The organism is Lentiprolixibacter sp., from assembly GCF_982873095.1.
The window spans coordinates 1-10,408 of sequence record NZ_CEYNTP010000080.1 but is presented as its reverse complement, the minus strand read 5'-3'; the positions used below and the strand labels follow the sequence as shown (position 1 = coordinate 10,408).

Below are 10,408 nucleotides of genomic sequence, written 5' to 3'. Positions count from 1 at the left end.
CATAAGTAGGTTAAGTTTATGGTAAGATTTGGGACGAAAAGGGTGGAGGCTTCTCTGCCCTTTTCTATTAAAAAACGCGACCCTGTTAGGAGTCGCGCTTTTCTTCCCGGTTAAAAGATCTAACCTTATTTATTCGCAGCGTAATTCTCTGCCACTTTAGCCCAATTAATGACATTGAAGAATTCACTGATATAATCTGGGCGTCTGTTCTGATAGTGCAGGTAATAAGCGTGCTCCCATACATCCAGTCCTAATATCGGATACCCTCCGCAACCCGTGTTGGGCATTAAAGGGTTGTCCTGGTTGGGGGTGGAACAAATCTCCAGCTTTCCACCTGGGTGAACACACAGCCAGGCCCAACCGGAACCAAATCTTGTAGCAGCGGCTTTGCTGAACTGTTCTTTAAAATTGTCAAAGGAACCAAAGGCTGCATCAATGGCCTCTGCCAGGGCTCCTTCCGGAGTTCCTCCTCCATCCGGGGACATTACCTCCCAAAAAAGCACGTGATTGTAAAATCCACCGCCGTTGTTCCGGACAGCAGTATTGCTCATGTCCAGGTTCTTTAAAATATCTTCGATAGACTTTCCGGCAAGGTCCGTACCTTCTATCGCTCCATTCAACTTAGTAGTATAACCATTGTGGTGTTTGGTGTGATGGATTTCCATCGTTCGTGCGTCAATATGAGGCTCTAAGGCATCATATGCATATGGTAAATTAGGTAATTGAAAAGCCATTTTTTAGTGTTTTTATGATTAAATATTGATCCATTCCAAAGTTACACGATTAAGCAAGATATTCTTATAAGAAATTGTTAATAACCAAATGAGAATCCGTACTTTGTCTCTCATAAATGGTGGGACAATCTTCCTTTAGGATTTTTAATGCATCTGCTGGTTCTGGTAAAACCTTTACCCTGGTAAGGGAATACCTCAACATTATCCTGGCCCCCGGAAATGCAAAGAATTTTCGGCAAATCCTGGCCATAACTTTTACGAATAAGGCTGTTTCCGAAATGAAAAGCAGGATTTTGGACAGCTTGTTCGAGTTTGCTACCCAACCGCCTTCCGCAAACAAACATCCACTCTTTCTCGGGCTATGCGAAACCTTGTCCTGCTCTCCGGAATACCTGCACGACCAGTCAGGAATTGTTCTGAAACACATTCTGCACAATTACGCCTTTTTTGATGTGTCCACTATTGACAAGTTCACCCACAGGGTTATCAGATCCTTCAGCCGTGACCTGAGCCTGCCTTCGCAGTTTGAAGTTATTCTGGAAGAATCCCTCTTATTGCAGGAAGCTGTTGGCCGACTACTGAGCAAGGCTGGGAAGGAGGAGGAACTAACAGATACCCTGGTTGCGTTTTCCCTGGAGAAAATCGATGCCGAAAAAAGTTGGGACATAAGCTATGACCTCAACGAAGTGGGCAAGTTACTTTTTGATGAAAACCATCTGGGTCCCCTCCAAAAACTTACGGCAAAATCCTCAGGGGATTTTAAAAAACTGAAATCATTGTTGCAAGGCAGGATCAGGAATGAGGAAAAACAAATGAAAGAGGCGGCACATCAGATCTTACAGCTGATAGCCTCCCATCAACTGGAGACCAAGGACTTCACGCGGGGGTTTTTTCCAAATTTTGTCCAACAGGTATATGAAGGGAAGCAGACTATTAATTTTAAGGCGGGCTGGAAACAAAATTTTGGTGAGCAACCCCTCTACAGCCAAAAGGTTCCCGAAAACACCAAGCAGGTACTGGATGAACTACTGCCTGAATTTAATCGTCTTTTCACGGTGATAAAATCCCGATTCTTCACCGCAGCCTACCTGAAGAATGCGTATAGCAACCTTGTCCCTCTGGCGATCATGCGCGCATTAAAAGAAGAATTGGACACCTTGTGCAAGGAGCGTGAACTACTTCCTATCTCCTACTTCAACCGCATAATTGCAGATGAAATTAAAGACCAGCCAGCACCCTATATATACGAACGGATCGGGGAAAAGTACCGGCATTATTTCATTGATGAATTTCAGGATACCTCAGCCTTGCAGTGGTCTAACCTGGTCCCCCTAATAAGCAATGCCCTGGAAGGGCAGGATGAATCCGGTCGTAAGGGTTCTTTACTGCTTGTTGGAGACGCCAAACAAGCCATCTATCGCTGGAGAGGGGGTAAGGCTGAGCAGTTCCTCAATTTGTTGAACCCCGGGGCAGGTATTTTTACCGTACCTCCCGAAATACACGATCTGCCCAGGAATTACCGCAGTCATGAAAGAATTATTGATTTCAACAACGAGTTCTTTAAGATAACCAGTACAGCGCTTAGCAATCGCTTTTACGAAGCCCTCTTCAAAAAGGGGGCAACACAGGAAGCGAATGATCTGAGAGAAGGATTGGTAACCATGGAATTTCTGGATAAGGACGAGCAGGACCTGGACCTGAAATACGGAGAGTGTATCATTACTTACATTGATCAGGCCATAAAAAAGGGGTATCAATTAAAGGATATCTGCGTCTTGACGAGGAAGGTGAAACAGGGTATACAGGTTGCAGAATATCTCATGGAACGGGAAATTCCTGTAATTTCTTCAGAAACCCTTTTACTGAATTCCTCTGAAGAAGTCCGTTTCTGTGTTGCCCTGCTTAGGTTCTCCATATTTCCCGAAGACCTGCAAGCGCGTTTTGAGCTTATCTGCTATCTAAGGCAAAAGTCTGCTAAGGCACAATGGGCACTTCTTAACGACTCAAAGGGGTTGATAAATTTCCTTAATGATACCTTCCAATTCGATGGGGCCCGTTTCCATGGGCTGAACACCTATGATGCTCTGGAATACGCCATTGGTTGTTTTGGGCTTTCAGCAAATTCCGACGCATATCTGAGTTTCCTGCTGGATGAAGTTTTGCGGGTAGCACAAATCGAAGGAAATGGGATAGCCTCCTTTCTTTCTGTCTGGGATAAACGCAAAGACAAGCTAAGCATTGTAGCTCCGGAAGGTCTTGATGCTATAAAGATCATGACCATTCACAAGGCGAAAGGACTGGAATTTCCCGTAGTGATTTTCCCTTTTGCCAACAGCGATATTTACGACGAAAAGAACCCTAAACTTTGGTCACCTTTGAATCCTGAGGATTTTTATGGTTTCGAGTATTTGTTATTCAGCAAAAAGAAGGAGATGCTCCAGTACAACGCCTCAATGAAAGCACTTTTTGAAGATGAACAGGCCAAACTGGAACTCGACGCCTTTAACCTGCTCTATGTAGCACTGACAAGGAGCATCTGTGCCCTGCATATAATCACCGAATATGGCCAAAACAGCACCTCTGAAATCCGCAATTATGCCGATTTGTTTGTGAAGTACCTGCAGGCAAAGGGCCAATGGGATCCAGCCCGGCGCAGTTATTCCCTAGGGGTTTTGCCAGATCCTCCTTCCCCAGGCGGGAAAGAGAACGGGCTGGAAGAACATTATGTGCCATTTTCACATACCGCAAAGCCGCTTTTAGAGCATAAAATGGTGCCCAAAAAAAGTGGGGATTGGGACAGCGATATTGGAAAAGCGCTGGTTTGGGGAAATCTGTTCCATGATCTTATGGCTCAAATTCAATGTCCGGAAGATATTCCTGAGGCCCTGAACAATGTCAGTAGTATTTCCATGTTGGATGAAAGCGAGTCCAAGATCCTGGAAGTCAGATCAAAAGAACTCGTAACTCATCCAGAATTGTATATCTATTTTGAAAAGGGACTAGAGGTGCGAAACGAAACGGAAATTATTACGGAAAATGGCCTAATTTTGAGGCCTGACCGTTTGGTATTTAGGGGGGGAGAAGTTTCCATTCTGGATTATAAAACCGGGAAAAAAAGTAAAAAGGACAGGGAGCAGCTCAATTCCTATGCGGAAGCCCTTGAAAAAATGGGATACCAGGTGGGTCAGCAGGTATTAATCTACACACAAAAACATATAGAGCCAGTTTTTATTTAAGCATATGTACGGAAAAATTAAGGAACATCTTCAGCAGGAGCTGGATGGTATCAGGGAAGCAGGATTATTTAAAGAAGAACGGATCATTACCTCCGCACAGGGAGCGGTCATCCAACTAGACAGTGGGCAGGAAGTCATCAATTTCTGCGCAAACAACTATCTGGGATTATCGTCCCACCCCGAAGTTGTGCAGGCCGCCAAGGACACCCTGGATAGCCATGGTTTTGGAATGTCATCTGTACGGTTTATCTGTGGGACACAGGATATCCACAAAACCCTGGAGAAAAAGATCGCCGAGTATTACCAAACAGAGGATACCATATTATATGCTGCTGCCTTTGATGCAAACGGGGGGTTATTCGAACCGCTCTTAACAGCGGAAGATGCCATCATTTCAGATGCGTTGAACCATGCCTCCATTATTGATGGGGTCCGGCTTTGCAAGGCCAAGCGGTACCGCTATCAAAACAACGACATGGCCGATCTGGAAAAGCAACTGCTCCAGGCCAATGCAGACGGCAGCCGATTTAAGATCATTGTTACTGATGGTGTATTCTCCATGGATGGCCTGTTGGCCCCCCTGGACCACATTTGTGATCTCGCCGAAAAATACGATGCCCTCGTCATGATAGACGAATGCCATGCAACCGGGTTTATCGGCGAAACCGGACGCGGCACCCTGGAAGAAAAAGGGGTTATGGGCAGGATCGACATTATAACAGGCACCCTGGGCAAGGCCCTTGGGGGTGCTATGGGCGGTTATACTACAGGTAAAAAGGAAATTATCGATATGCTCAGGCAGCGGTCAAGGCCGTATCTGTTTTCAAATTCCCTGGCACCCGCCATTGTAGGGGCTTCTATAAAGGTATTTGAGATGCTGGATAAGGACACCAGCCTAAGAGATAAACTCGATTGGAATACGCGATATTTCAAAAAGGGAATGCTCGAGGCCGGCTTTGATATCATTGAAGGCGACTCAGCCATTGTCCCGGTAATGCTCTACGATGCCAAGCTTTCACAGAAAATGGCCAATATGCTGCTGGAGAAAGGGGTATATGTGATCGGATTCTTCTATCCTGTAGTCCCCAAAGAAAAGGCCCGAATCAGGGTACAGCTTTCTGCTGCTCATGAAAAGAAACATCTCGATCTTGCCATCAATGCATTTAAGGAGGTAGGACAAGTCCTGGGCATCGTTTAAATGCTTGATTTTTCCCATGAAATGCGATAAAAAAAATAGGAAATTGATTTTGTTAATAATTCTTAACAACTTACATTTGCAGCTAATAAACACTTTAAACTTAAAATTTTGAACATGAAACAGCTTAGCAGAATTTTGGTTGTTAGCCTACTTGTTATAGGGTTTAACACCATTCAAGCGCAGGATGCAAACAATCCCTGGCAAGTGAGCTTTGGTGTAAATGCTATTGATGTTTACCCTACTAATGACCAAGACGCCGCTTATCCAGTTGGAGGTTTATTCGATGAGTATTTCAATGCGAATGATCACTGGAACATCCTTCCTTCTATCACATACGTATCCGTATCCAAGTACGTAGGTGATGGATTTTCAGTAGGAGCCAGGGGATCACTTAACCGCATTAGCAAATTAGGTGATGTACGTGTTGACGATTTGTCTCACTACGCCATTGATGGTACCATCAAGTACAACATCCTCAGGAACACCAAAATCGATCCTTTCGTAGAGTTCGGTGGAGGATATACCTGGGTAGATGAAATTGGAGCAGGTACCGTTAATGGAGGTATCGGAGCTAACTACTGGTTTAACGACAATATTGGTTTTACTGTTCAAACACAGTATAAGCACGCTTTCGAAGATTATGGTGTTAAGCACCTGCAACACCTTGCCGGTGTATCTATCCGCTTCGGTGGAACGGATACCGATGGTGATGGTATCTACGACAAAGATGATGCTTGTCCTGAAGTAGCCGGATTGGAAGCTTTCAACGGATGTCCTGATTCTGACGGTGACGGCATCGAAGATGGTAAAGATAGCTGTCCTAACGAGGCCGGATCTAAAGAAATGAACGGATGTCCTGATTCTGACGGTGACGGTATTGCCGATAAGGATGATGCTTGTCCTAACGAAGCTGGTGTTGCTGCCCTTGGTGGATGCCCAGACGCTGACGGTGACGGTGTAGCTGACAAGGACGATGCTTGTCCAAATGAAGCCGGACCTGCTGAAAACAAAGGATGCCCATGGCCAGACAGCGACGGTGACGGTGTACTTGACAAAGACGACCAATGTCCTGACATTGCCGGTACTGTAGCAAACAACGGATGCCCAGAAGTTACTGAAGAAGTTCAGAAGCAATTGAACGAGTACGCTAGGACTATCCTGTTCGATACTGGAAAATCTACACTGAAAACAGAATCTGTATCTGTATTCGTAGACATCATTAAGATCCTGAATGAGTATCCTAACGCTAAGTTTACTGTAGAAGGACACACAGACAGTGTTGGTAGCGCAAGCTTGAACCAAAAACTTTCTGAGTCCCGAGCAAACTCTGTACGTGACTTCCTGATCAAAGAAGGAATCGCAGCCGACAGACTTACAGCAATTGGTTATGGTGAAGATAAGCCTATCGCAACCAACAACACAAGAGCTGGAAGGACTCAGAACAGAAGGGTTGAGATCAACCTCATCAAGTAAGAAGAGTAGAAATCCTTTATAAATAAAAAGGCCCTGCACAATGCAGGGCTTTTTTTATTTTTGAGTATGAGCAGTTTCCTCCAGGAAGTAGCGCGAGAAGTATGTAAGGGGCAAGATGATCTGGAAGATTTTCTCTTTGTCCTTCCCAGCAAACGGGCAGGTAATTTCCTCAAATCCTGTCTGGCAAAAGAAATGGGAAAGACCATTTTTGCGCCTGAGGTATATGGCATAGAAGAGTTTGTACAGGAAATTTCAGGTCAGGTCAGCGCCTCCCGGATATCCCTGCTTTTCACACTTTATGAAGCCTATCTAGAGCTCACTCCTGATGATCCTGAACTTTACGATTCTTTCATACAATGGGGCAGCACCCTCCTGCAGGATTTTACAGAAATAGACCGGTATTTAGTGCCTCCAGAAAAAGTGTTTTCCTACCTTTCCGCAGTTCAGGAGATGAACCACTGGGCAGTGGCTCCGGAAAAGACCACCATGGTCCAGAACTACCTGGATTTTTGGGAAAAACTACACCCCCTCTACAATAGGTTTAATGAGAAACTAATAGAAAAGGGGGAAGGACATCAGGGGCTACTATACAAACAGGCAGTACATAAATTACCTGATTACCTTCAAAAAACAAAAGATAAACGCTTTGTATTTGCCGGGTTCAACGCCCTTAACGAAGCAGAAAGCAGCATCATACAACGCATTTTGCAAGAGGGTAAGGCCGAAATCTTTTGGGACAGCGATCCGTATTTTATTGAAGATGATATCCATGATGCCGGATTATTCCTCCGGGAATATTTTACACATTGGCCCTACTACAGCACGCGTTCCCCCAGGGGTCCAAGGGCTAATTTTATACAACAGAAAGAGTTCCGGATAGTTGGTGTACCCAAACAGGTTTCCCAGGCTAAATATATCGGCAACATTCTTAGGGAAATAGAGGAGGATGCCCCTGAAGCCCTAAACAAAACTGCCCTGATCCTGGCTGACGAAAAACTCCTCAATCCCATACTGAATGCCCTGCCTTCAACCATAGGCCCTGTGAATATTACCATGGGCTATCCTCTGGGGGATACTACCATTGCGGGTTTATTCCTGCAGTGGATGGACCTTTTTATTTCACAGGACCGGGAGGGGTGGTACTTCCAATATTTCACAGAGTTTCTGGTGCATCCTCTGGTACAATTGCTGTTATCCCGGTCAGCAGAAAATGAGGCCTCAGTGATCAGGGAAACCATTATTGCAAATAATGTGCTTTACATCAGGTCCGGCGATCTGGACAGGATGGAATTGAAGAATACACAAGTAATAGATATCCTCTTTTCTGATAAGAAAGATCCCGCGAAATTCCTGCAGGACGGACAGGCATTGCTTAAAGCACTGGGAAATCGAATTGAAGATAATGCCGACCCCATTGCTGTACAGGAAAGTGTTTTGTTGTCACAGGTGTTACAGGAACTTGATCGCACCCTAAAGCTGTATCCTTATATCAAGGATATAAAAGCACTGAAAGGATTATTCCTTGAACAACTGCGCACAAAACATCTCGATTTTATCGGAAGCCCTACCCAGGGTCTGCAGATTATGGGGATGTTGGAGAGCCGTAACCTGGACTTTGATACTGTGATTATCACCTCGGTTAACGAAGGCATCCTTCCAGCTGGTAAAACGGTCAATTCATTTATTCCCTTTGATGTTAAGAGGGAACTGGGTTTGCCTACATACAAGGAAAAGGACGCGGTATACACCTACCACTTTTATCGGATACTACAACGGGCAAAGAAGGTCATCCTCTGCTATAACACAGAACCTGACGTGCTCGAAGGCGGCGAAAAAAGCAGGCTCATCTACCAACTTACTACGGACCCCAACATTGTTCCTTATATTAAACAGGAAATTGCTTCCCCTCAGGTTCCTCTCAAAACGACGTCCCCTCTTGTTGTACACAAAGACAGCTGGGTGCTGGAAAAGATCTCGGCCCTCGCAGAAAGGGGGTTCTCGCCCACAGTCCTCACCGATTATATCCGTGACCCTCTCGTCTTTTTTAAAAGGCATATCCTCAATATTGATGATCCCGAAGAAGTAGAGGAGTCACTGGAAGTTAAGACTTTTGGGATCCTTATCCACCAGGCCCTTGAAATCCTGTATACCCCGTTCCTCGGACAGGTGTTGACCCCTGAGGGTCTTGCTGATCAAAAGAAAAAAATCAGGCCGCTCATAACCAGGCTGATGTCTCAAATCTATCCCGGACAAAAGACCCTTAAAGGAAAGAACCTAATTGCATATGAAGTCATCATCAAGTATTTGCAGCGTTTCCTGGACCTGGAGATCGAACAAAGCAAAGGCCATACCATTCGACTGCTGGCACTGGAGAAAAGGATAAAACAAGCATATCCTATACCTGGAATAGCCAAACCAGTGGCCCTAAAGGGGACGGTAGACCGTGTAGATGAATTTGACGGGCAAGTGCGTATACTTGATTATAAAACCGGGAGCGTTAAAGCTGCTGAGGTGGAAATCGTTGCCTGGGACTCCCTGATTCTGGACAAGCATAAGAACAAGGCCTTCCAGCTGCTCTGCTATGCCCTGCTTTACGGTCGGGAAATGGCCGTAGAAGGGATGCAGGCAGGCATTATTTCCATAAAAAGCCCCCAAGGTAGCCCAATGACCTTTGCTACAAAATCAACGCCCAGAAGCAAAACAAAGGAGTCTGTAATATCAGGGGAAGTAATACAACAATTTGAAATGCAGCTTGAAGAACTCATCAAAGAGATTAGTGATCCCCAAATCCCGTTTACAGAAAAAACCGACTAGCCTATTTTTTGTCAGGGCGGGTGGGTCGTACTTCTACCTTGCTTGGAAGCGTCCTGGCGGGCATTTTTAGTAAGTCCACCACCAATTGCCCCAAATCCTCGGGCTGGATCTTCCAGGCATCCTTAGCCCCCGGTTGATTTTGGTTGAAGTGGGTAGCTACCGATCCAGGCATAATAGTTGTCACTTTAATATCATAAGGACGAAGGTCCAGCATTGCCGCCTGTGTAAAACCCACCACACCAAACTTCGAGGCATTGTAACCCGCCCCCTTGGCAAAAAAGTTAGTCCCTGCCAAACTGGCTATGGTAAAATAATATCCTTTAGACCGTTTCAGCGCATCAACAGCAGCTTTTAAAGTATAAAATACCCCACTCAGGTTTACGTCTATCATTTCCTTCCAGGAATCCAGGGATAATTCTTCTATAGCTGCAAAGTGTCCTACTCCTGCATTGGCCACAACCACATCCAAAGCTCCCCATTTCTCCAATATCCTTTCCACAGCCCGAATTTCCTGAGCGGGGTCCGAAACCTCCGAAACTATTGGCAAAACCCTTTCTGTGGGTCCCAACTGTTCCGCTGCCCTGACCACACTATCTTCTGTACGGCCGCTAACGGCCACCTTCATTCCGTTTTCCAATAGCTTTTGGGCTATACCAAAACCAATACCCTTGCTACCTCCGGTAATATATGCCACTTTATTTTCGAGATTATCCATACTGTTCAGATGTTGATTTGAAATTCTCAAGGAAGGAAGATCCCTGCTGTCCGTCCCCTTTAAATGTTGACAAATATAGACACAATGCCGGCAAATTCGATGGGGACAAACATGGAAATAAAAAAGCCACCCTAAGGTGGCTTGACTATTGCGGATAACTTGGTGGAGAATACCGGAGTCGAACCGGTGACCTCTTGCATGCCATGCAAGCGCTCTAGCCAGCTGAGCTAATCCCCCA

General features: G+C 45.3%; 6 protein-coding genes and 1 tRNA gene. 4 read left to right on the top strand and 3 right to left on the bottom strand.

Features of this window, described 5'->3' with window-relative positions:
- Nucleotides 1-125: 125 nt before the first annotated feature.
- Nucleotides 126-734: a superoxide dismutase gene (locus tag AC4E7D_RS06625; RefSeq protein WP_490173023.1), complete on the bottom strand. Its 609-nt coding sequence runs from the start codon at nucleotides 732-734 to the stop codon at nucleotides 126-128.
- 116 nt (nucleotides 735-850) lie between these two features.
- On the opposite strand from AC4E7D_RS06625, the gene AC4E7D_RS06620 reads away from it, so the two are divergent.
- The 4 genes from AC4E7D_RS06620 to AC4E7D_RS06605 all read left to right on the top strand — a co-directional run bounded on the left by AC4E7D_RS06620 (nucleotide 851) and on the right by AC4E7D_RS06605 (nucleotide 9,455).
- Nucleotides 851-3,970: a UvrD-helicase domain-containing protein gene (locus AC4E7D_RS06620; protein ID WP_490173022.1), complete on the top strand. Its 3,120-nt coding sequence runs from the start codon at nucleotides 851-853 to the stop codon at nucleotides 3,968-3,970.
- Nucleotides 3,971-3,974: 4 nt separating this feature from the next.
- Nucleotides 3,975-5,168 carry a glycine C-acetyltransferase gene (gene kbl, locus AC4E7D_RS06615; protein ID WP_490173021.1) on the top strand — a complete coding sequence of 398 codons (1,194 nt, stop codon included), beginning with the start codon at nucleotides 3,975-3,977 and terminating at the stop codon, nucleotides 5,166-5,168.
- 114 nt (nucleotides 5,169-5,282) lie between these two features.
- Complete coding sequence (locus AC4E7D_RS06610; RefSeq protein WP_490173020.1) at nucleotides 5,283-6,641, top strand: OmpA family protein; 1,359 nt, start codon at nucleotides 5,283-5,285, stop codon at nucleotides 6,639-6,641.
- Nucleotides 6,642-6,707: 66 nt separating this feature from the next.
- Nucleotides 6,708-9,455: a PD-(D/E)XK nuclease family protein gene (locus AC4E7D_RS06605; RefSeq protein ID WP_490173019.1), complete on the top strand. Its 2,748-nt coding sequence runs from the start codon at nucleotides 6,708-6,710 to the stop codon at nucleotides 9,453-9,455.
- A 1-nt stretch (nucleotide 9,456) separates the two neighbouring features.
- Here the strand turns inward: AC4E7D_RS06605 and AC4E7D_RS06600 are convergent, their stop codons facing one another.
- Both AC4E7D_RS06600 and AC4E7D_RS06595 read right to left on the bottom strand, forming a co-directional pair.
- Entirely contained in the window at nucleotides 9,457-10,170 is a 714-nt protein-coding gene (locus AC4E7D_RS06600) for an SDR family oxidoreductase (protein ID WP_490173018.1), read from the bottom strand.
- A gap of 160 nt (nucleotides 10,171-10,330) precedes the next feature.
- A tRNA-Ala gene (locus tag AC4E7D_RS06595) sits at nucleotides 10,331-10,407 on the bottom strand.
- Nucleotide 10,408 lies beyond the last annotated feature (1 nt).